At 57.0% G+C, this 21,278-nt stretch carries 17 protein-coding genes; 14 read left to right on the forward strand and 3 right to left on the reverse strand.

Going from position 1 to position 21,278, the window contains the following annotated elements; translation table 11 throughout:
* Window positions 1-47: 47 nt before the first annotated feature.
* From HNR46_RS10315 to HNR46_RS10370, 12 genes are all read left to right on the forward strand, one after another.
* Window positions 48-674 carry an Amuc_1102 family pilus-like protein gene (locus HNR46_RS10315; protein ID WP_184018461.1) on the forward strand — a complete coding sequence of 209 codons (627 nt, stop codon included), beginning with the start codon at window positions 48-50 and terminating at the stop codon, window positions 672-674.
* Between the two features lie 69 nt (window positions 675-743).
* Entirely contained in the window at window positions 744-2,597 is a 1,854-nt protein-coding gene (gene mul2B / locus HNR46_RS10320) for an Amuc_1101 family PilM-like pilus complex protein (protein ID WP_184018463.1), read from the forward strand.
* An 18-nt stretch (window positions 2,598-2,615) separates the two neighbouring features.
* Window positions 2,616-3,593: an Amuc_1100 family pilus-like protein gene (locus tag HNR46_RS10325; protein ID WP_184018465.1), complete on the forward strand. Its 978-nt coding sequence runs from the start codon at window positions 2,616-2,618 to the stop codon at window positions 3,591-3,593.
* A gap of 23 nt (window positions 3,594-3,616) precedes the next feature.
* Window positions 3,617-4,714 carry an Amuc_1099 family pilus-like system protein gene (locus tag HNR46_RS10330; protein WP_184018467.1) on the forward strand — a complete coding sequence of 366 codons (1,098 nt, stop codon included), beginning with the start codon at window positions 3,617-3,619 and terminating at the stop codon, window positions 4,712-4,714.
* A gap of 77 nt (window positions 4,715-4,791) precedes the next feature.
* Entirely contained in the window at window positions 4,792-7,392 is a 2,601-nt protein-coding gene (locus tag HNR46_RS10335) for an Amuc_1098 family type IV pilus outer membrane protein (RefSeq protein ID WP_184018469.1), read from the forward strand.
* Window positions 7,393-7,469: 77 nt separating this feature from the next.
* The gene (gene coaE, locus HNR46_RS10340; RefSeq protein WP_184018471.1) at window positions 7,470-8,060 is read left to right on the forward strand and encodes a dephospho-CoA kinase; all 591 of its coding nucleotides are present in this window, start codon (window positions 7,470-7,472) and stop codon (window positions 8,058-8,060) included.
* Window positions 8,061-8,065: 5 nt separating this feature from the next.
* Window positions 8,066-9,397, forward strand: coding sequence for a transcription termination factor Rho (gene rho, locus HNR46_RS10345; RefSeq protein ID WP_184018473.1), 1,332 nt, complete (start codon window positions 8,066-8,068; stop codon window positions 9,395-9,397).
* 58 nt (window positions 9,398-9,455) lie between these two features.
* The gene (locus tag HNR46_RS10350) at window positions 9,456-11,126 is read left to right on the forward strand and encodes a hypothetical protein (protein WP_184018475.1); all 1,671 of its coding nucleotides are present in this window, start codon (window positions 9,456-9,458) and stop codon (window positions 11,124-11,126) included.
* A gap of 101 nt (window positions 11,127-11,227) precedes the next feature.
* On the forward strand, window positions 11,228-12,304 hold the full coding sequence (locus tag HNR46_RS10355; protein WP_184018477.1) for a ribonuclease D: 1,077 nt from the start codon (window positions 11,228-11,230) through the stop codon (window positions 12,302-12,304).
* 129 nt (window positions 12,305-12,433) lie between these two features.
* On the forward strand, window positions 12,434-14,986 hold the full coding sequence (gyrB, locus tag HNR46_RS10360; protein WP_184018479.1) for a DNA topoisomerase (ATP-hydrolyzing) subunit B: 2,553 nt from the start codon (window positions 12,434-12,436) through the stop codon (window positions 14,984-14,986).
* A gap of 38 nt (window positions 14,987-15,024) precedes the next feature.
* Window positions 15,025-17,631, forward strand: a complete 2,607-nt coding sequence (gene gyrA / locus HNR46_RS10365) for a DNA gyrase subunit A (RefSeq protein WP_184018481.1) — start codon at window positions 15,025-15,027, stop codon at window positions 17,629-17,631.
* A 106-nt stretch (window positions 17,632-17,737) separates the two neighbouring features.
* On the forward strand, window positions 17,738-17,878 hold the full coding sequence (locus HNR46_RS10370; RefSeq protein ID WP_184018483.1) for a hypothetical protein: 141 nt from the start codon (window positions 17,738-17,740) through the stop codon (window positions 17,876-17,878).
* A gap of 10 nt (window positions 17,879-17,888) precedes the next feature.
* On the opposite strand, the gene HNR46_RS10375 is transcribed toward HNR46_RS10370, so the two are convergent.
* Together HNR46_RS10375 and HNR46_RS10380 are read right to left on the reverse strand one after the other, a co-directional pair.
* Window positions 17,889-18,260: an NADH-quinone oxidoreductase subunit A gene (locus tag HNR46_RS10375; protein ID WP_184018485.1), complete on the reverse strand. Its 372-nt coding sequence runs from the start codon at window positions 18,258-18,260 to the stop codon at window positions 17,889-17,891.
* A 172-nt stretch (window positions 18,261-18,432) separates the two neighbouring features.
* Window positions 18,433-18,741, reverse strand: coding sequence for a helix-turn-helix domain-containing protein (locus HNR46_RS10380; RefSeq protein ID WP_184018487.1), 309 nt, complete (start codon window positions 18,739-18,741; stop codon window positions 18,433-18,435).
* Between the two features lie 183 nt (window positions 18,742-18,924).
* Between HNR46_RS10380 and ruvA the strand changes: the two genes are divergently transcribed.
* Window positions 18,925-19,506 carry a Holliday junction branch migration protein RuvA gene (gene ruvA, locus HNR46_RS10385; protein WP_246418033.1) on the forward strand — a complete coding sequence of 194 codons (582 nt, stop codon included), beginning with the start codon at window positions 18,925-18,927 and terminating at the stop codon, window positions 19,504-19,506.
* Between the two features lie 14 nt (window positions 19,507-19,520).
* The gene (locus HNR46_RS10390; RefSeq protein ID WP_246418035.1) at window positions 19,521-20,774 is read left to right on the forward strand and encodes a hypothetical protein; all 1,254 of its coding nucleotides are present in this window, start codon (window positions 19,521-19,523) and stop codon (window positions 20,772-20,774) included.
* Window positions 20,775-20,946: 172 nt separating this feature from the next.
* Here the strand turns inward: HNR46_RS10390 and rpmB are convergent, their stop codons facing one another.
* Complete coding sequence (gene rpmB / locus HNR46_RS10395; protein WP_184018493.1) at window positions 20,947-21,210, reverse strand: 50S ribosomal protein L28; 264 nt, start codon at window positions 21,208-21,210, stop codon at window positions 20,947-20,949.
* Window positions 21,211-21,278 lie beyond the last annotated feature (68 nt).

Genomic DNA, 21,278 nt, shown 5'->3' on the forward strand with positions numbered 1-21,278 from the left:
TCAACGCACGGCGTGAACTTCTAGTTCTCAAAAAAACCTTAGGACTCATGAAACCCGCTTCCTTTATCGCGTCCAAACTGGCGCTCGCCGCCATCGTCGCTGCAGTGTTTGGCCTCTCTGGAGTTGCGCACGCCCAGCGCTCCAAGGCTGATATTTCCGAGCCCGTCTTCGATTCTCTGCCTTCACCTCAGTTCGAAGGCACGAAAAACAAGAGCTTCAAACCCAAAGATTGGTTGGAGGTGGAAGCTGGTATTTCGATTCCAGCGACGAGTCGTGAGCAGGAAACCGTGGGGTTCATCGATCAGGTCACTGTGAAGTGGTATGTCGCGGTCAAAGACAAGGCGACCCGCAAGAATGTTCTTCTCACCAAAGACATCACCCACATCAACGTTCCCGTGGGGGAGGAGTTCTTCTCCTCCGTGTATCTCTCCCCTAACACTCTCAAGCGTCTGACTGGCACGGACCGTGCATCGAAAGGAGCCGTGGAAGTGGTGGCTCTCGAGGTTCTGGTGAACGGAACCAAAGTGGGCGAAGCCACCACCAAGTTCGATTCGGGCTGGTGGAATTCCGGCAACCTTTCGCGGACCGAACAATTCCCCCTTCTCAGCAAGGACAAGACGCCGTTCAAGAATTTCTGGTGGGATCGCTACGCCGAAATCCAGGAAGAGCGCTGAATTCTCCGGCTGACCCCTGCGGTCGAATGCCGACCTTGTTGATCCACCGTTTCTTAAGAGAAAATCCCTATGGCTGACAACCAGTCCACTATCGCCCTTAACATCGGGACCCAGAGGGTCAGCTTGGCGGTCTTCGAGTCATCGAAGTCCGGCGCGCTCGTTCTCAAGGCCTACGATGCCGAGTCCATTCTTGCGGATCCCGCTTCGGAAGCGGCCCGTGCCGCCCAGATCAGTGGGGCTATCACCACCTTGGTGAAGCGCTCCGGTGTGAAAGGGAAGGTGCGCTACTCCATTTCCGGCCAATCCGTGTTCATTCGTTTCGTCAAGCTTCCTCCTCTGGATGACGATGACCTCGAGCAACTGGTGGCTTTCGAAGCCCAGCAGCACGTGCCCTTCCCCCTCGATGAGGTGGTGTGGGACTACGAGGTGCTCGAGTCCGGCGGGGAAAAGGAAGTCGTGATCGTTGCCATCAAGGGCGATGCGCTCGATGAGGTGAACGAAAACGTCAACGATGCGGGTCTTGCCACGGCCGAAGTCGATGTGGCCCCCACGGCCCTCTACAATGCCTTCCGCGCGGCCAATCCAGGCCTCAGTGAGCCAGTCTTGTTGATCGATGTGGGTGCGAAGACCAGCGATCTCCTCTACATCGAGGGCGATCGCTTTTTCACTCGGAGTGCTGCGGTCGGCGGTTCCGCCGTGACCACGGCGATCTCCAAGGAATTCGACATTCCGTTCGCTGAGGCAGAAATGCACAAAACCCAGAACGGCTTGGTCGCCCTGGGTGGTGGTCACACCGAGCAGCTCGATGACGCCACGGCGGCGCTCGCGATGTGCATCCGGAATGCCATGACCCGTCTGGCCACGGAAATCCCGCGGACGACGAACTATTATCGAAGCCAGCACAGCGGCAATGCTCCCAAGCATGTCTATCTTGCCGGTGGTGGTGCCAATCTCCCTTACGCCAAGGAGTTCTTCGAAGAGAAACTGCGTCTCCCGGTCGACTACTTCAATCCGCTCCCGGCCATTTCCCTCGGCAAGGGTGTCGATTCTGACCGAGTCTCCAAGGAAGCTCACATGATGGGCGAACTGGTCGGCTTGGGCCTGCGCGGTGTGGGCAAGTCGAAGCTCAACATCGATCTCGTTCCGACCAAGGTCGGCGAAGCGCGTGCGGCAGAAAAGCGGAAGCCCTTCCTGATGGGTGCGGCCGCTCTCCTCGTCGGTGGCGCGGCTCTTGCGGGTCTTTTCCGGATGCAGGCAGCCACCAAGGCCGAAGAGCAAGCGGCCAGCGCTGCCGCTCAATTCGAAGAGCTGCGGACCCCAGCGAAGGCGATTCAAAGCTCCGAAAAGGTGGAGAGTGCCCTCGTCGCGGTCGCCAGCCAATATGTGGACGCCGAGCAATCCGCTTTGCTCTGGTCCGATATCTACAAGGAACTCAGCAACGCCTTTGCCAGCGAAGCGATTTGGTTCACCGATTTCAGCCCTGTCGCGGGATACGATCCGTTGGCCACGAAGCCCCCGCAGCCAGGGGATCCAGTGGTGAAGGACGAATTTTCGGCCCTGCCCTATGGTCAATCGGCGCTGAATGCGGTCACCGTGGCCGCTCCCACCAGCTCCCGTCCACGCGGTCGCGCGGAAGCGCCTAAGGCAGCGGCGAAAGTCAATGCCATCCGGGTCCGTGGATTCTGGCTCAAGAAGCAGGGGGTTTCCTCGAACATTGTGTTCGATCTCCTCAAGCGCCTCGAAGAGAACATCAACGATGGGAACAGCCATTTCACCTTCACGGTGAAGGGAGAAAAGAACGCCCAGGTCAAATTGGAGCCCAAGCAATTGGCTCCTACGGTTCAATCCGACCCGGCGGAGGGCGAATTTGCTGCCCCCTTCGAGTTGGTGCTGCCACTCGCCCAACCCGTCGACTACCGCTAATCCGATTTTCCAAAAACCATGAGTTTCCAGGAACAAAAGTTTCCGATCGTTCTCGGTTCCGTCACCGCCATCCTCACGGGAGCGCTGGTGTGGTGGGGCATGCAGAGCGGCAATCGCTACAACGAAGCCCAGACCGCCTACAATTCGGCGGTGTCTGACATTGGTAAGGTCAACAAGTGGAAAACCCCTCCGACTGACGAGAATCGCCGCGGTAAGGAAAAGGCCGTCGCCGATTTTGCCAAGGGAGTCGAAGAGCTCCAAACCGCATTCGACCCCTACCGGGCTGCCGAATTGGAGAGCATCGATCCTACGGCTTTCAGTGATCGGCTTCTTGAGGCCACCAAGCGCGTCACTGCCAAGTTCGAACAAGCCGGCACGGCGTTGCCTCCTGGCTTCTACCTTGGCTTCGCCCGCTACACCGACCAATTGCCCAAGGGGAACCAAACCGGGCTCCTCGGCTACGAATTGGCCGCTTCGGAGGAAATGTTTGGCCTGCTCGCAGAAGCCGGACCTTCCCAGCTCCTCAACGTCTATCGTCGGCCGCTTCCCGAAGAGGCCGATCGCGAGGAGGACTTGAAAGGGAAGGCCTACCGCACGCACAGCTTTGAAGTCACCTTCAGTGGTCGCGAGAAGGTTCTGCGTGAGTTTCTTTCGTCGCTGGCAAACTCGGAAAGCCACTACTATGTGGTCCGTACCATGCGTGTGAAGAACGAGCGTGAATCCGCTCCGAACGCTTCGGATGCCAAGTTCGAGCAACCTGCCAGTGCCGACGCAGGGGCCAATGAAAGTCCGTTTGGTGGAGGTGGATTCGTCTTCCCTGGGGAAGAAGGATCGGACGACGCCGCTGCCGACGAGCCGGCTGCAGAGGTGACTCCTGATGAGCCCAAAGACACGGGTGAAATCCTCAAGCAGGTGCTGGGGTCGGAAGACGCGCGCGTTTTCCTGAGAATCGACGTGCTCCAATTCCTCGGTTCCAAGGAGCTCCCGAAAGGCTGAAAAATCGAGATTTGATCTGACCCATGTCCAAAGCTCCAAAGAATATCGAAAAAATCCTGCTCGGCGCCGGTGTGGTGGTCGGGGGCACGCTTGCGGCCTTCGGCATCATGAAGAACGTCGGTGTGGGTAAGGACTTCGGTTCCTCCATCACGCAGCCCAGCGATGTGGATACTTCCATCCCGCTAGCCAGCGAGGTGGGATCCACCCTGAACTCCAGCGGCAGCAAGATCGACGTGCCGTCCGCTGAGGTTCCTGCTCCCAATCTGGAAGGTGGGATGCGCCCCGTCGACCTCTATGTGGGATCGGCCCTCTACGCCAGCCGCGATAATCCGAATGAACCGGTGGACCCGGTGACGGCGGACAACATCCACCCGCCCATTCCGAACGCTTGGTGGCTGAAGTACGGTGCCAAGTTGAACTTTGCCGATTCGCCCAGCCGCGATGACGACAATGACGGCTTCACCAACTTGGAAGAGTTCAAGGCGAAGACGGACCCGACGAATGCCTCCAAGCATCCGCCCCTGATCGCCAAGTTGACCTACGTCACGGACGAATCGTTCCGCTGGGTCATCATCCCGGGCTTCCCGCTTGAAGGAAAGCTCTCTCCGAAACTGGAAGCGGGTGATCCAGCCGATAACGCTCCTGTGAAAATGAAGGTGGGCTTCTCGGACCAACTGGAGTCGGGTGCCATCTTCTTTAAGGAAGGGGATGAGCGCTTTGTGAATCGTTTCAAGTTCCTCGGGATCGAGGAGCGGGCGGTGCGCAACGAGCGCTTGAACATCGATCAGAATGTGACCTTCGCCAAGTTCGAGGATCAAAAGGATAACAAGAAGGGCCTCACCTATGAGTTCCCGACCAACATCCCTCGGGCTGAACGGGAAGCACAGTCTCAGTATGATCGCTTTGCGGTGCTCGATCTTCGCGCTCTTGGCTTTGAGGGCCAGGATTTCAAGATCGAAGAACGCCGTAAGTTCGCCCTGCCTCCGGATGCCGATGAGCAGGCCTACTACCTCAAGGAGGTCACGCCTGAGAAGATCGTGGTCGAATGGGAGGAAGGTGGAGAAACCCACGAGGTTGAGATTTCTAAGGGCCAAATGCCCGATTTCGATCTCGGTGAGTAATTGATCCGTTCCTAACCCACACTCCGAAAAAATTCGCTTTCCAAAAGCCGGTCTCCCCGGCAAACCAACCACCAACCATGCAAAAAACGCCATCGCTACCGCATCGCACGACCGTTGCCGCCCTCTTGGCAGCGGCCGCAGTGACGCCGGTCTTCATGAACACGGCACAAGCCGGCGAGGGTGGATCATACGGCAGCTACAGCAGCCTTGCCGAAAAGGAAATGATCCGCCGTCAACAGCAAGTGACCGAGTCGGACCGGCTTCGAGACGAAGCTCGTGAAGCCTACTCCAAGCAGGAGTATAAGGAGGCTTACGACAAATACAAGCAAGCGCTTCAGATCCTGCCGGATGCCCCGCTTCTGGCTGATCGCCGTGAGTTCCTGACCGCTTCGCTTGGCGATGCTGCGGTGGCTCTCTCCGAAGAGTATCGCCGCTTTGGCAAGTACGACGAAGCTCGTACGATGCTCAACGATGTTCTCGAGGAAAACCCCAATAATTTCGACGCGAAGCGCGAACTCGAGTGGATCGACGATCCGATTCGTACCAACCCTGCTCTCACTGAGGAGCACTCCGAAAACGTGGATGAGGTTCGTCGCGGCCTCTACATGGCCCAGGGTTACTATGACCTTGGTCAATTCGACGAAGCCCACGAGGCATACGAGAAGGTCCTCCGGATTGATAAGTACAATACCGCTGCTCGCCGCGGCATGGAAAAGGTGGCGGCCGCGAAGACCAGCTACTATCAGGCGGCCTACGATCAAACCCGCGCCGAGCTTCTTGCTGAAGTCGACAAAGCTTGGGAGCTTACGGTTCCCCCGGATGCTCCTGCGGTGGACATCAACGGTGGTAGCCCGGTGACGAAGTCTGCAGGTTCGACCTACATCCTTCAAAAGCTTCGCAATATCGTCATCCCGGTGATCGATTTCGAGGACACCTCGGTTGAAGAAGCCATCGATTACCTTCGTGTTCGCTCGATCGAGCTGGACACCATGGAAATGGATCCGACCCGCAAGGGAATCAACTTCTTCATTCGCAAGCCCCGCACGGGTGGTGGCGATGCAGGTCTGGATGCCGGCAGTGAGTCGGGTCCGGCTCCGGGTTCCCAGCGGATCTCCGAGCTTCGCTTGCGCAACGTTCCACTTGCCGAGGCCCTCAACTACATCTGCGAGGCGACCCGCCTTCGCTGGTCCGTTGATGACTTCGCGGTGACGATCAAGCCAGCGACCGAAGTGGGCGAAGACCTCTTCACCCGTACCTACAACGTTCCCCCGGACTTCCTCGCCCGCATCAGCGGTGGTGGTGATTCCGATAGCGGTGGTGGTTCGGACGATCCGTTTGCGACAGGTGGTGACACGGGCGGAAGCGCTCTGACTCCCCGGATGAGCATCACGGATGCCCTCAAAGCCAATGGTGTGAAGTTCCCGGCTGACGCATCAGCTCAGTTCTTCGCTGCGAACTCGACCCTGTTGGTTCGCAATACGCCGACCAACCTCGACATGGTGGAGCAGATCGTTTCGAGCACCGTGACCGATGCGCCGAAGCAAGTGAAGATCTCGACCAAGTTTGTCGAAGTCGCACAGGAAAACACCGACGAACTCGGCTTCGATTGGATCTTGTCTCCTTTCGCTACCAACTTCGCGGATGACATCTTCCTCGGTGGTGGCACGACGGGTAGCGGTCAATCCCGCACGAACTCCGATTTCATCAGCCCGCTGGTGGATATCGCCACGGGTGGTGGCACGACCCTGAATGGGGTTCCTGCTGCCTCGAACCAGGACGTTTACAACATCATCGGCGCGGGTAACCGCTCGGGTGATGGTGCGATCAACCGCGATAGCATTGCCGCCCTCCTGAACAATCCGAACCGCGCCGCCGAATCGGCCAGCGCCGCTCCGGGCATTCTTTCGCTCACGGGCTTGTTCACCAACGGTCAGGTGCAAATGATCATGCGCGGCCTGAATCAGAAGAAGGGCACCGACCTGATGACCGCTCCGAGCGTGACCGCTCGTTCCGGTGAAAAGGCCACGATTGAGATCATTCGTGAGTTCATTTACCCGACCGAATACGAGCCGCCGGAACTTCCGAACTCGGTGGGCACGGGCACCAGCTTTGGTGGCGGTGGCCTTCTGGGAAGCAGCGCTTCCTCCTTCCCGGTGACTCCGGCAACTCCGACCTCTTTCGAAACCCGGAACACCGGTGTGACGCTTGAGATCGCGCCGAACATCGGTTCGAACGACTTCGTGATCGACCTCAACTTCGCTCCCGAAATCGTCGAGTTCGAAGGCTTCGTCAACTACGGTAGCCCGATTCAGTCGCCATCCACGGACCTTCTTGGCAACCCGACCACGGTGGTGATTACCGAAAACCGGATCGAGATGCCGGTCTTCTCCAAGCGGAGCGTCAATACCGCGCTGACCATCTTTGACGGCTACACGGTAGCAGTCGGTGGCCTGATGCGGGAAGATGTCCAAAACGTGGAAGACAAGGTGCCGATTCTTGGTGATCTTCCGCTCATTGGACGTTTGTTCCAAAGCAAGGCGGAGAACCACATCAAGAGCAACCTGATCATCTTTGTGACCGCAGAGATCATCGATGCGACGGGTCGTCCGATCAATCGCGGCCAAACGCCGACCTCGGCGGATGGAGGGGTTCTTCCTGATTTGCCTCCGGTTCAATAATTGACGGATTCAGGTCTATTTCGGCGGGCGGGGGATTTCCTCCGCCCGCTTTTTTGTGATTTCACTGATTGTCATCCATGAGAGTGCTTGCGCTGACAGGAGGTATCGCCAGCGGGAAGTCCTCGGCGATGGAGATTTTTCGCCGGGAAGTGCCCGGAATGGTGGGCTTTGATGCGGATGTCTGTGTCCGTGATCTTCTCGCCAACGATGAGGGCATCATCGAAAAGGTCGTCGGAGTGTTTGGGGAATCCTGCCGAGCCGATGAGGGAGCCGGAATCCATCGTTCAGAGCTGCGCAAAAGGGTCTTTGGGAACCCGGAGTTAAGGCAGCTATTGGAGTCTTGGATCCACCCCCGGGTGCGGGAGGAATGTCTTGAAGTTCTGAAATCTGCGGGCAAACTCGCGGCGCCTCTGTTCTTGGCTGAAATCCCTCTCTTGTTTGAGGGAGGATTTCATTTTGGACAGGAGCTGAACCTCACTGTGGCGGTCACCAAGGAGACGCAACGGAACCGCCTGATGGCACGTAATGGATTCAGCCGTTCCTTGTGCGAATCGATCTTGGAAGCTCAGCTTCCCATGGAGATCAAAATCCGCCGGACCGAGGTGGTGCTCTGGAATGAAGGGCCCCAAGTGATGCTGGAGAAGCAGATCCAGCGATTTTTGAAGTGATTCCCATGATGAACGAAGATGCCGCCAATGAATCGAACGTCGCAGCTGAGCGGACGTCGGTAACGGATTCCAAGCCTGAGCCGGTTTCGATGAATGTGAATGAGTTCCGGGAAAAGCCCCTTGGGGAATTGCAGGCCATGGCGGAAGTTTTGCCGCGCCGCATTCCCGTTGCCTCCACGAAGGCCCAGTTGGTTTTCGATCTGCTCGCCTTCCATGCAAGGGAAGGTGCGGAATTGGTGGGTGAGGGGATCGTTGAGCAAGCGAAGGAGAACTACGCGATGTTGCGGGATCCCCGCAGGAGCTTTCGCACCTCCCCCGATGATATCCATATCTCCGGGCATTTGCTGAAGGAGTTCGGAATCAAACCGGGTCACCGGGTGAAGGTGAAGGTGCGGAGTCCGCGAGAGCGCGACAAGTTTCTGACGGCGGTGGAGATTTTGGAAATCGAAGGGACCCCGGCTGCGGAGTTTTCCGCAAGGGTCGATTTTGACCGCTTGACGCCCCTTTTTCCCGATCGGCGATTGATGCTTGAAGGAACCGGGCCGGATTCGGTGGGTCCTCGGGCGATTGATTTGATTGCTCCTCTGGGGAAGGGGCAAAGAGGGCTGATTGTTGCACCACCGCGCGGAGGAAAAACGATTTTGCTGAAGCAGATTGCGAAATCGATCCGGCGGAATCATCCGGATGTGGAGTTGATCATCCTCCTGCTGGATGAGCGACCGGAGGAGGTGACGGATTTTGAAGAAACCGTCGGAGCGACGGTCTATGCGTCGACCTTTGACGAACCGGCGCGGCGGCATGCTCAAGTGGCGGATCTGGTGATTGAGCGCGCCCAGCGAATGGTTGAATGTGGAAAGGATGTGGTGCTGTTGCTGGATAGCTTGACCCGCCTTGCCCGCGGCCACAATTCAGCTCTTCAGGGAGGGCCGATCGGGAGTGGCGGGATCAATCCTAAGGCCCTTCAGGTATCCCGGAAGTTCTTCGGATATGCTCGGAACGTCGAAGAGGGGGGGAGTTTGACGATTTTAGCGACTGCTTTGATCGAGACGGAGAGTCGCATGGACGACGTGATCTTCGAGGAGTTCAAGGGCACCGGGAACATGGAGGTGCGTTTGGACCGAGAATTGGCAGAGCGAAGAATTTTCCCTGCCATTCACATTCCTCAAAGCGGAACTCGGAATGACGATCGGCTTTTTCATCCCGACGAATTTGCGAAGGTGCTCGATCTTCGCCGTCAGCTTGCGCAATTGCCGGTGGGAGAAGCGATTGAGCAACTTGTAAAAAATATCGCCGCGACGCAGTCCAATGCGGAACTTTTGCTCCGTGGATTGCGTTGAATCCCCGTCCCACAAAAACGCTTGCAAGCCCCCATCTCAAATCTGACTCTCTCAAAAAATGAAACCCGCCTCAGTTTTTAAAACCTCGTTGCTGGCGACGTTGGTTGCATCTTCGGGCCTTGACGCCCAGATCATCCTGCAATTCACGAACGGCAAAGATTTCCTGCAAACTGGTCCTGAATCGGAGCAAGTCGACTTCCGCCGCGGCCTTCTCAATATCAACCTTCGCGATGGTTCTGCGACCCGGTCTTATTGTTCCGGCCAGCCCCTGCCATACTACATCGTGGGTGGGATTTATATTGATTGCCCGTTGGGTACCAACGCTTACATCGCGACGGGGGATTCGGATGGAGATGGCTACCTGGATGACACGGGTTTCATTTCGCTTTCGGCACTTCAAGGTGGCGTGTTGATCGAGCCTTTTGAAGAGGAGTTGGCTTCCTTGGTGGCGGCGCCTCAGTCGAAGCTCCCTCGGCCCTACAGCAATTTCCAAGATCAAAGCTGGAGCCTGTTCTATGATCTTCATACCGCGGAGATCTATCAGTATGTGATCACTGAATATGATTCGGATCGCGTCTACGGCTCGGGAGACTCCGAGTGGCAACGGATCGATCAGGAGGTGGTTTCAGGGCAGTATGTTTTCTCGTTCCCGATGCTTGATAATGAGAATCAAGCAGTTCCCTTGGCGGTGACCTATCGGGAAATTCCTGAGGGTCCAGGTCCTCACCACAGGTATCCCAAGCGTGATTTCCGTTTTACGGGTGGAACTTGGGATTCGAACGGTTTTCGTTTGATTGATCCTGATCTGGGTGAGCTCATCACCTGGCAAGGCAACGACATCACCAATGTCTTCCCTGGGGTGGATGTTCAACGAGTGATGGTTCTCGACCGCCTGACGGAATCGGACCCAAGCGATCCGATGAAGGTTTTTGATTTGGGGAACTACGATACCCGCAGCTCCTACGAGGATTTGATTCGCGCCGAGATTGTGGATGGCGAGGCGATTCCGGATAACCTCGGATTCGGCAACGATGGGGACCAGACGGCGTACCTTCCTTACTTCGACGAGTATCTCCCCATTGTGCTGTTCCCGCCGAGCCGCGTGCCTTTGCTGCTTCCGTCGGTGTATGATCAGTCGTTTGATTTCCCGCCGGGATTCTTTGAGCCAGGCCAGCGTCGCTATTTCACCGTGCGCTTTGATCGGACTCTGGGCACGAGTGAGGTCGCCTATGACACCTCGGTGCGGATGTTCCACATGCCGGTGCGATTTGTCTCCACGTACGCCAGCTTCCAGACTCAAAACTTTGCGTCGGATGCGGATGCTTCCCTGACGAAGTCCGGTGCTGATTTTGATGGAGATGGAGCGTCGAACATCGCCGAGATGGCATTGGGAACGGACCCAACGGACGACACCGACGTGCCGGCTCAACCTGGTCCTCAGCCTAACGACGATGGCACGGTCACGTTCACCTACACTTTGGCCGCTGATGTTTACCTGCAGGATCGTTTGGTGATCACGGACCTTTCGACTGGAAAAGTCTGGAAGGTGGGTCGGACCAACGCCGATTGGACGGTGACCCGGGTGACCGATGTGGAAGTCATTGAAGACCCGATCACGGACACCGAGCTTTCTCCGACGGTGGTGACCGTGACGGTTCAAAGCAAGGATGCGATCGATCCCGCGAATCTCACGGCTTACGTGGATGCCTCTCCTCTGACTCTGGACTGATTTTAAGAAACTGTTGAATGGTTTGCCGCCGAAGATCCCAGCTGACCTGAGGCGGGAGCGAAGGTGGCAAACCATTTTTTTTGCGAGATTTACGACTGACTATGCAAGCCCAGGAGGGAAACTTCGTCCGTTCAAATGAAGAGTTGGCGGAGCTTCTAAAGGAGGCGGAATCCTCCGGGGTGTGTGCAGTGGATACGGAGGCGGACAGTCTTCATCGCTACAAGGAATCCCTCTGCCTGATCCAGTTTGCCTGGGCGGAGAATTCGGTTCTGATCGATCCACTGGCAGTCGAAGATTTGACTCCGTTCGTTCGCTATCTTGAGCAACGGGTCGTGTGGATGCATGGGGCCGACTACGATATGACCATGCTCCGGCGGGAGTTCAACACTCTTCCGGCGGATGTTTTTGATACTCAAATTGGTGTGCGTTTGTTGGGGCTCCGGCAATTCGGGCTCGCCAATCTGGTCAGTCATTATTTCGGCGTCGAGCTGTCGAAATCGTCTCAGAAGGCGGATTGGGGGAAGCGCCCTCTTTCTGCCAAGATGATTGAGTATGCCTTAAACGATGTGCGCTATCTCCTGCCCATGTCGGAGATGATTGTGAAGGAGCTTCACGAAGCTGGGCGGCATGCATGGTTCATCGAAAGCTGTGAGGCTGCGAAGGCCAAAGTCTTGGAGCGGCCGGAAGATCGTGATGATCCTTGGCGTTTGCAGGGATCGGGTCGGCTTGACCGTGGTGGGTTGCATTATTTGCAGGTGCTATGGGCCTGGCGTGATGAAGAAGCGAAGCGCTGGGATCGCCCTACCTTCATGGTGGCGACCAACAAGCAGTTGATCGAATGGGCCGCGGTGCTCAGCGGCGGCTCGAAGATCGATTTGCCTCACCACTATCGCCCCGATCGGAGAAAGCGCTTTGAAGCGATGTTGGCCGAGGCGGCATTGGTGAAGAAGAATGACTACCCTCAGCGGATTCGTGGGGTGCGTCGGCGTCGCGACAAGGAGTTTGATGATCGTCTGGAAGATCTTTTGAAGCGTCGGAATCAAGTGGCCGAATCGCTCGGGATTGAGGGTTCGGTGATCGCCTCGCGGGCGATGCTGGAAGGGTTGGCGGGCGATGAAGAGAACGCGCTTGATGGATTCATGGAATGGCAGAAGGAGTGCCTTTCGATTCCTTCCTGAGCTTGGTGGGCGCGCGGGCTGGGAGTGATGCTTCCCGGTTCCTCGAGGTGACGAAAGCTTCTGAAATCCTAGAAATTCGGGCAATCGGCCTTGCTTCCAAGGGCCTGATTTCAGACCTTCCACAGGTTCATGTCCGACGAGTTTCAACAGCCTGAAGAGGGCGACACCAAAGTCAGCGGGGAGCAGCAGTACGGTGCCGAGCAAATCGACAAGCTCGAGGGTCTTGAGGCCGTGCGAAAGCGTCCCGGGATGTACATCGGGGACCCGGATGTGCGGGGATTGCACCACTGTGTTTTTGAGGTACTCGACAACTCGATCGATGAACACCTAGCGGGCTATTGTGACCGTATCCGTATTTCGATTCACGTCGATGGTTCCATCAGTATTGTTGACGATGGCCGGGGGATTCCGGTGGATGTGCACCCGAAGTTTGGGATTCCCGCTGTGGAGCTGGTTCTGACCAGTTTGCATGCAGGCGGGAAGTTTGGCCAGGGTGCCTACAAATATTCGGGCGGGCTTCACGGGGTGGGCGCGAAGTGCGTCAATGCCCTGTCCGACTGGTTCAAGGCGGAGGTGAGGCGCGAGGGCAAGGTCCACGCCATTATGTTCGAACGGGGTAAGACTGTGAAACCCCTTGAGGTGATTGGAGAGGTGCCACCGAACCAGACCGGGACGACGGTGACCTTTTTCCCGGATGCCACCATTTTTACGGACACGATCGAGTTCGAATTTGAGAGACTGGCCAAGCGGCTTCGCGAGTTGGCCTTCCTCAACCCGGGCCTGACCATCGACCTCGAGGATGAACGCCCTGAAAGTCAGCAGAAGGCTTCCTTTTTCTATGCCAAAGGAATCGAGGAATTTGTTCGGCAATTGGGGGAGAACAAAACTCTTGTGCATGCCGAGCCGGTGATCCTGAAGGGGAAGCGCAAGGTGGAGGTTGAATATGACGGGAAGTTGATGGAGGACGATGTGTTTGCGGATGTCGTTTTCCAATACAACGACAGCTACAACGATCACATCCTGTGCTTCGCGAATTCGATTCCGAATGCGGACGGTGGCACTCACTTGACGGGTTTCCGGACCGCGTTGACGCGTGCCATCAATCAGTATGCCAAGGCGAACAAGATCCTGAAAGACAAGGACCCAGCGCTCAGTGGTGACGATGTCCGCGAGGGGATCATCTGTGTGATCAGCGTGAAGATGCCCAATCCACGCTTCAGCTCTCAAACCAAAGACAAGTTGGTGAATGTGGAGATTGAAGGTGTGGTGTCCTCCATCGTCTACGAGGGGCTTCAGACATATTTCGAAGAGAATCCGAATCTTGCGAAGATCATCATCGACCGCGCAGTCAATGCGGCGCGGGCGCGGGAAGCGGCTCGGAAAGCTCGTGAGACGGTGCGGAAATCCGTGATGTCGGGAGGCGGATTGCCCGGCAAGCTGGCCGACTGCTCTGAGCGGGATCCTGCGAAATCTGAATTGTTCATTGTCGAAGGTGACTCCGCCGGCGGTTCGGCCAAATCGGGGCGCAATCGCCAGACTCAAGCCATCCTTCCGTTGCGGGGAAAGGTGATCAATGTGGAGAAGGCCAGGCTGCATAAGGCACTTCAGAACAAGGAGATTCAAGCGATGATCACCGCGATTGGTGCGGGGATTGGAGAAGGGGAGCAGGAAGGCGCCTTTAACCTTGGGAAGGTTCGTTACCACAAGGTGGTGATCATGACCGATGCCGATGTGGACGGAGCTCACATCCGCACCTTGTTGCTTACGTTTTTCTGCCGGCACATGAAGGAGCTGGTGCGCTCGGGATATCTCTACATCGCTCAACCTCCTTTGTATAAGGTGACCCGGAAGAAGCGTGAGGAGTATGTGGCGGATGACGCCGCGCTGCAAAAGATTCTTATCTCCTTGGGATGCGATGATGTTTTCCTGAGAGATCGTAAGGGTGGAGAAGTTGTATCTCCGGACATGCTCAAGAGTGTCTTGGACACCCTGGCGCAGCTGACCCGCTATACCCGTTCGTTGGAGGGGCATGGCGGGAGTTTCCGGCACATGCTGGAAGCACGAGTGGATGGGAAGCTCCCTGAGTTCATGGTGAGGGTGCGCGAAGGCAATGATGAGCAGGTTCTCTACTTTTCCACCGAACGCGAACTGTTGGCTTATGCGGGTGAGAACCGAGATCTTCGCTTGTTTGATGAGGAACTCACGGAAGAGGAGCTGGAAGCCTTCAAGTCACAGTCTACCGGAGTTCTCCGGCGCGCTACGAAGTATGAGCTTCACGAAGCGGTGCCCATCTCGAAGCTGTTGGCCCGTTTGTCGGAGTTTGGATTGGAAACCGAGCCCTTCTTCGCGACCGGGGATGAGCCTCTCTACGAATTGGCAGAGGGGGGTGAGGACGATGCTCTCCCGGTGAGGAGCCTGTTTGAAATCCTTGAGCGAGTCATGGAGATCGGTCGTCGGGGAGTGCGCATTCAGCGCTTCAAGGGATTGGGTGAAATGAATGCCAAGGAGCTTTATTCGACGACGATGGATCCCTCGAAGCGGCAGTTGCTGAGGGTGCGCTTGGACGAGGAAAATGAATTCGAGGCAGAGCGGATGTTCGATGTGCTGATGGGCGACATTGTCGAACCCCGGAAGCGATTCATTGAGGACAATGCCCTGAACGTTCAGAATTTGGACGTCTAAGCCCGAAGGGAAGCGATCGAATTTCAAAGGAATTAATCATGTCTGACGAGACCATCAAAAGGATCAGCGTCGCCGATGAGATGTCGAAGTCGTTCCTCGACTACTCGATGTCGGTGATCATCTCCCGCGCCCTGCCGGATGTGCGGGATGGCTTGAAACCTTCTCAGCGTCGCTTGCTTTATGCGATGCACCACGACCTGTCGCTTGGCCCGGGAAAGCAGCACATGAAGTGCGCTGCGATTGTGGGGGAGACGATGAAGAGTTATCACCCTCACGGGGACGGGGCCATTTATCCGACCTTGGTGAACATGGCCCAACCGTGGACGATGCGGGAGACTTTGGTCGACGGGCAAGGAAACTTCGGTTCGGTGGAAGGGGATGCTCCGGCTGCGATGCGGTATACGGAGGCCCGCCTGACCGACGCCGGCTCGTTGATGATGTCCGATATCGAAAAGGATACGGTCGATCATCAGGTGACGTATGACGAACGGAATCAGGAGCCGGTGGTTTTGCCCGCGGCGATTCCCAATTTGTTGGTCAATGGCGGCACCGGGATTGCGGTGGGGATGGCGACGAACATCCCTTCTCACAACATGGGTGAAGTGATCGATGGGGTGTGTGCACGGATCGACAATCCGGCGCTCTCCATTGAGGAAATGAAGACCTACATCAAGGGTCCAGATTTTGCCTCCGCTTGCGAGATCCGTGGTTACAAGGGCATCGACAGCTATTTCCGGACCGGGCGAGGTTCGGTGAAAATGCGAGGTGTGATGGAGGTCGATGAGAGTTCGACAGGAGCGGCCATCATCACGATTCGTCAGGTTCCCCATGGGGTGAACCGCGCAGTGCTGCAGCAGAGGATTGCGGAATTGGTGAGAGAAAAGGTGCTCACCGATATTTCCGGAATGCGGGACCTCTCGGACGAGGAGACCCGCATTGAGATCACCTTGAAGCGCGACGCGCGGCCTCAGGTGGTGGTGAATCAGCTCTTCAAGCTGACCTCGATGGAGACCTCGTTTGGCGTCAATATGCTCGCGATTCATGAGCGGCGCCCGAAGCAGTTGTCTTTGATGGATGCGATCGATGCCTTCATTGAGCATCGCCGGGAGGTGATTGTCCGACGGACGAAGTTCCTTTTGCGCAAGGCGGAGGATCGCGCAGAAAACCTTGAAGCCTTCCTGCTGGCCTTGGGGCATTTGGATGAGTTCATCCGAATGATTCGGGATTCGAAGAATCGGGAGGAAGCGCGCGAGAAGATTCGCAGCCGTTCGTTTGATCTCGAGGTGGCGGAGCAGTTGGGGATTTTGATTCGGTCCCAGCCGAGCGTGAAGAGCGGAAAGTATGTTTTCACGGAACGGCAGGTGAATGCGATTCTGGATCTTCGTCTCTATCAGCTTACGGCGATGGAGCAGGACAAGATCAAGGCCGAGTATGATTCGGTCTTGGAGGAAATCCGTGATTTGCTCGATATCCTGGCGAAGGAGGCTCGTGTGCTGGCGATCATCAAGGGCGAGTTGATGGAGATCAAAGAGAAGTATGCGACGCCTCGCCGATGCCCGATTCTTCCGGATGAAGGAGAAATTGCGATCGAGGATTTGATCGCGAACGATGGCATGATTGTGACCCTGAGCCACCGGGGATATGTGAAGCGCACGGCCGCCAGCGAATACCGGGTGCAGGGTCGCGGAGGCAAAGGCGTGCGGGGAATGGAAACCCGCGGGGGCCATGACGATGACGACAAGGATTTCGTTGAGCAGTTGTTCTCAGTTCAGGCTCACGACTACCTGATGTTCTTCACCAATACGGGAAGGGTGTACGTCGAGCGGGTCTATGAGATTCCCGAGGGCTCCAGGGCGTCGAAAGGACGGAGCATCAAGAATGTTCTGAATCTTCAACCCGAGGAGTCAATTGCTGCGATGCTGCGTCTGGAGCGAGCGACGGATGAAGATGGTAACGACGTCACCTTCCGTGAGGATGCCGGGTATGTGTTCTTCGCGACTCGAAATGGGAAAGTGAAGAAGACGGCCCTCAACGACTTCCGCAATTATCGGAAGGATGGCATCATTGCGATCAATCTTGAGGAAGGGAATTCCTTGATTGGAGCCCGGCTGACCAGCGGGAAGGACGAGGTGATTTTGGTGACTCGAAAGGGATTGAGTATTCGTTTCCCGGAAGATCAGGCACGCCCGATGGGGCGGGCGACTGCCGGGGTGACGGGGATTCGCCCGGTGGACGAGGATTACGTCGTCGCCTTGGCACTGGTGTCGGAAGAAGCGACCCTGCTGGTGGCGTCAGAGAATGGTATCGGGAAGCGGACTCCGTTTGACGATTACCGGGTGCAAAGCCGTGGAGGCAAAGGCATCATCACGATGAAGGTCGGCGAGAAGACTGGCGAAGTGGTGGGTGCAGTGGCAGTGACGGAGCAGGATGAGTTGATGTTGATGACTTCTGGAGGTCAGAGCATCCGTATTCGGGTCTCTGAGGTCCGAGAAGCGGGCCGCAACACGATGGGTGTGAAGCTTCTCACTCTGAAGGGAGGAGAAAGGCTTCAGGATATTGCCTTGGTGATTGCTGACGACGACTCGAACCCGCTTGAGGAGGAGAGAGCTTCCGAGACCGAAGGGGATGAGACACCTCAAGATTGATCCCTCACGACACGTCGAGTAATGTGAGTGAGCGAAGAGCTTAAAATTCAGGGCCAGTTTCTTCCGAGATGGAGATTCTGGCCCTTTTCTTGAGCGGGTGGGAAACGTGAGCGCTCGTGTTGGGCCGGCGCTGGGGGCGGCTCAGGCCATCAACGGATGGCGAGAGGGAGCGATGCCGGGATCATGCAGCACCGTGGCGCGACTTTGCAAGCTGGTGGTGAGGCTGATCGACCGGGTGCTTTCCTGATGCCGGGAACTTACTTCCAGGTCAGGGCGCCCTTTTTCAGAGCGTAGACGTAGGCAAAGGCAAGAATACCTGCGAATCCCGCGATGCTAACGAGGGCGGTGGGGTTGCCGTTCGCGACGAGGTCGCGGAACTGAACCGCCCACGGATACATGAAGACGACCTCGATGTCGAAAATGACGAAGAGCATCGCCACCAAGTAGAACTTCACTGAGAAGCGGGGCGCGCCATCACCAATCGGAAGCATGCCGCACTCGTAAGCGGAGTCCTTGGTGGCGTTGCGGCGAGCTGACTTTCCGAGAATCACGCTCAGACCCAGCGCGACGGCGGCGAAGCCGATAGCGACAACGATTTGGATGAAGACGGGGAAGAACTGGGAGCTCATCGGGACCCTCGAAATAATCTCAGGTGGCGGGCCTGCCAAGCCCTGATTGCGTTGAAGGTAGGGTCGACTCTGACGGAGTTGCGCAATCGGGCTCGGGTGGCCGAGTGAAGGGGAAAAGAAAAACCCGCTTTCGGCGGGCCGAAAGCGGGTCTCAGGGAAAGCGTTGGCGGCTTCAGTTTTCCTGCTGTTGGGCGAGGAACTCACTGGAGGCCTCGTGGACACGCTTGGTGCCTTTGTATTCCTTACCGATCTTTTCGACCAGACCGCGGGTCACCAGGTTCTGAAGTTTCTCATAAGCGCGCAAGCGAAGCATTTCTTCGCCACCGCTCACGGCGTTGCGCACCTTCAAGTTCTCAAAGACGCGTTCGAAAAGGTCATTGAAACCAAAGACCTTGTCTTCCGCGAGGACGTTGCAGAGTTCATCCGTAACGTGATCGGGAAGCCGGCGTGAGAACCGAGTGCGTTTCGTGGTGGTTGCCATAGCGCTGTGATGATAGCAGCAACCTGTCACAAAAGCGACCCCAAAAAAGCTACCCTTTAAAAAAAGTCCTATTTATCGGGCAACCACAAAAATACAGAAATGTAAAATAAATGCTTGCGGTGGTGAGGTCGGGAATTGACGGCCGGAGGCTCCTCGGCAAGCTGCCGGTCGATGATTGCACGCATGCGGGGAACCGTTTGGGAAAACTACCCCAATCGATTGGTGGTGGATGTTGGGGGGATCGGCTATGAGGTGATGGTTCCGTTGACGAGCATCGACCGGCTGCATCCGGTGGAAGGGATGCCGATCGATTTGCGGGTGTACCATCATCAGCGGGAAAATGGGCAGACCCTGTATGGATTTGCCACCGATGAAGAACGGGATGTCTTTGTGTTGTTGATCGACCGAGTGAGTGGGATTGGTCCAGCGATTGCGATGGCGATTCTCAGCGGGATGGCAGCGGGGCGCTTCAAGGCCTGTGTGGCGCATGCGGAGATTGCTGAGCTTTCCCGGATCAAGGGGCTTGGAAAGAAGACCGCGGAGAGAATCGTCCTGGAGCTCAAAGACAAGGTCGGCGTGGCCGAGACGTGGAAGGAAGTCGAAGCCGGCGCGGTGCTACCAGCGGCAGCGGATGCGGAATTGGCGTTGGTGGCGCTGGGTTACAAGCAGGTGGACGCGCGCAAGGCGGTGAAAAAGATTTTGGAATCTCAGCCGGGAGCAACGACGGAAGAATTGGTCCGCGGTGCGCTTCGCAGCATGGCATGAACGAGGAGGGCCCCATGAAGATGAGCTTGGTGAAAGGAGAGCAATTCGGGCGCCGCTGGCAGGGATCGCCGCAGCCGTTTGTCCTGACGAAGGGTGAGGTGCGTTCGCTGCGCGGGATGGGGCATGTTCTGGCCCGCTTTCAGCAGAGTTGTGATGAAGTTTATCGACGCAGTGCCGCCGGTTCATTGCCGCCATGGATTGCCGAATTGTTGGATACTGGCAAGCCGACGTGGATGGTGGAATTGCAGCGGGAGGCGGGTCGGCAAGGTCAACTCCCACGGGTTATCCGCCCGGATTTGATGCTGGGAGAACGGGGGTTTTCCCTAACGGAATTGGATTCCGTTCCGGGTGGGATGGGGCTCACGGCTTGGTTGGCGAAGGCCTACACTGAAGCGGGCTTCGAGGTGTTAGGAGGTGCCGAGGGGATGGTAGAAGGTTTCCGGCAGATCACGGCGCCGGGCAACGTGACGGTGGTTTCTGAGGAAGCTGGCGATTACTTTGAGGAAATGGCGTGGCTGGTCGAGGCGGCGGGCGATGGGCGTGGAATCGTCAAAGCGGAGGACTTCGAGCAAGCGGATGAGGTGTATCGGTTTTTTGAATGGTTTGATTGGGAGAGCATGGAGGTTTTCCGCCGACTTGCTGAAGATTCCGTCAATGGGGGCGTGGTTTTGGCGCCGCCATGTGTGCCTCACCTTGAGGACAAGCTGTGGTTGTCCTTATTTTGGACTCCGGCGTTGAAGCCCCTTTGGCAATCGCTTTTGCGGGGGAGTCATGTGCAGCGATTGCGGGAGTGGATTCCGTTTGGCTGGGTGGTCGATCCAGAGCCGTTGCCACCGCAGGCCGCGCTGCCCCGATTGGGGGTTCACGGCTGGGAAGAGGTGGCTGGATTCAGCCAGAAGGAGCGACAACTCGTTCTGAAGATCAGCGGATTTCACGAAACCGCCTGGGGGTCCCGAGGGGTCTATATTGGCCACGACCTCTCTGCCGACGAATGGAAGAGTCAGCTGGGCAAGGCGCTCGATGACTTCAGCCAGCAGCCGTGGATTCTTCAAGAGTTTCGAGAGACTCGGCTGGTCGAGCATCCGGTCTATGATGCGGATGGCGAGGTGATGTTGATGCCGATGAGAGCCCGCTTGTGCCCGTACTATTTCACGGATGCCCGTGGGCAGACAGAACTGGGCGGGTGCTTGGCGACCTTAGTGCCCGCTGACAAGAAGAAGATCCATGGTATGAACGATGCGGTTCTGGTGCCATGCATGGAGGGCTGAACTTGAGCCCATCCGATGGCTGATCGGATGGGGATTGAGGGAGAGCCAGAGTGAGCCCCTGAACCCTCGGGTCCCTTCAGGCCAAGCTGTCTGCCAAGATCGGGAAGAAGCCCCAACAACAAAAGAGCCCGAGGAGACCCCGGGCTCGTTGAAAATGGATCTGGGGAATTCCTCAGATGATACCGGCTTCCTTGAGCACGGTGTAAGCACCGTTCTTGGTCACGGTCTTAAGGGCGCGAGCCGAGAGCTTCACGCGGACGAAACGGCCGAGCTCAGGCACCCAGATGCGCTTGGTTTGAAGGTTCGGCGCAACCTTGCGCTTCACAACTTTGGTGACGTGACGACCGATACCGCCCTTTTTCTTGGCGAGACCGGAACGATTGATACGGCCGCCGGAGCGGACTCGGCTTCCTCGGATGCTGCAAACGCGGGCCATGGTGGGAAAGTGGTTGAAGTTGAAGTCCGGTCTTCGGATGGCGGACGGGCGGCGAAGGATGCACGCCG

Origin of the sequence: Haloferula luteola, from assembly GCF_014201715.1 — a bacterium.
Taxonomy (GTDB): Bacteria; Verrucomicrobiota; Verrucomicrobiia; order Verrucomicrobiales; family Akkermansiaceae; genus Haloferula; species Haloferula luteola.